We start from the raw sequence: 1,189 nt of genomic DNA on the forward strand, positions 1-1,189 counted from the left end.
TTGTAAAGCCGAGGTGGCCGATGCCTGACTCAAAATTGTTGCGCACTCGCATTTCGGTGCGACAAACGTCACAGCAATCACGAAACGATAACAGCGGCCGTTTTTCTGAGAGCGTCCTGAGAGCTACCCGCCGGTAGCAAGCGCCCGTCCGAGGCCCCTCCGACCTCGGCAAATTCCGCATAACTCCAGGTCAGCGCCATGGCCCGCGACCTGGGGGATTCCCGGACCGACACCCGGCGCGCCCGGGCGCGGGACACCGGGCCAGCACTCGCCACACGCGAATCCGGACCAACCGCCCTCCCCCACAAAATTGATCCATTTTGTGAATAACTGTGACCCTGGTCACAAACGCGCATATTCGCTCAATTCGGGGATTTCATCTCGAGAATCGTCATCGTATTTTCGAGCATTTCCCCAGGCCGCCTCGAAAGATCAACTTCGGGCGGAGTTGTCGGACCCTGCGCCTAGGCTTGCCCCTCGTGTCCGGACAGCTGGCCTTCGATGAGCTCGAAACCCCGCTCTATGACACAACGTTCGTGGTCGTGGACCTGGAGACCACCGGAACCAGCCCCGGGGGCGACTCGATCACCGAGATCGGCGCGGTCAAGGTGCGCGGCGGTGAGGTGCTCGGCGAGTTCGCGACCCTGGTCAATCCGGGCTGCGCCATCCCGCCACAGATCGTGCAGATCACCGGCATCACGACCGCCATGGTGATCGACGCGCCCCGGATCGAGCAGGTGCTGCCCGGGTTCCTGGAGTTCGCGCGCGGCGCGGTGCTGGTCGCCCACAACGCCCGTTTCGATCTGGGCTTCCTGAAGGCCGCCGCCGCGAAGTGCGAAGTGGCCTGGCCTGCCTTCCAACACGTGTGCACCGTCCAGCTGGCCCGCCGCGTGCTGCCCAAGGACGAGGCGCCCTCGGCCAAGCTCTGGTATCTGGCGCAGCTGCTCGGCGCGGAGACCCGGCCGACGCACCGCGCCCTCGACGACGCCAAGGCGACGGTGGACGTGCTGCACGCGCTCATCGCCCGGGTCGGCAATCAGGGCGTGCACAGTCTCACCGAGCTGCTCGACTATCTCCCCGAGGTGACCCGGCGCCAGCGCGCGAAACGCGTGATGGCCGCGGACCTTCCGGCGACCCCGGGCGTGTACCTGTTCCGCGGCCCCTCCGACGAAGTCCTCTATATAGGGAC

Annotated in this window: 1 protein-coding gene; it reads left to right on the forward strand. The window is 65.4% G+C overall.

Annotated features, from left to right (window positions below; genetic code table 11):
* Positions 1 to 479 precede the first annotated feature (479 nt).
* The coding region (locus ACIRS4_RS37915) for an exonuclease domain-containing protein (RefSeq protein WP_404204780.1) at positions 480 to 1,189 on the forward strand (710 nt) is incomplete at its 3' end.

The sequence above is a fragment of the Streptomyces sp. NPDC101166 genome (genome assembly GCF_044768125.1).
Lineage (GTDB): Bacteria > Actinomycetota > Actinomycetes > Streptomycetales > Streptomycetaceae > Streptomyces.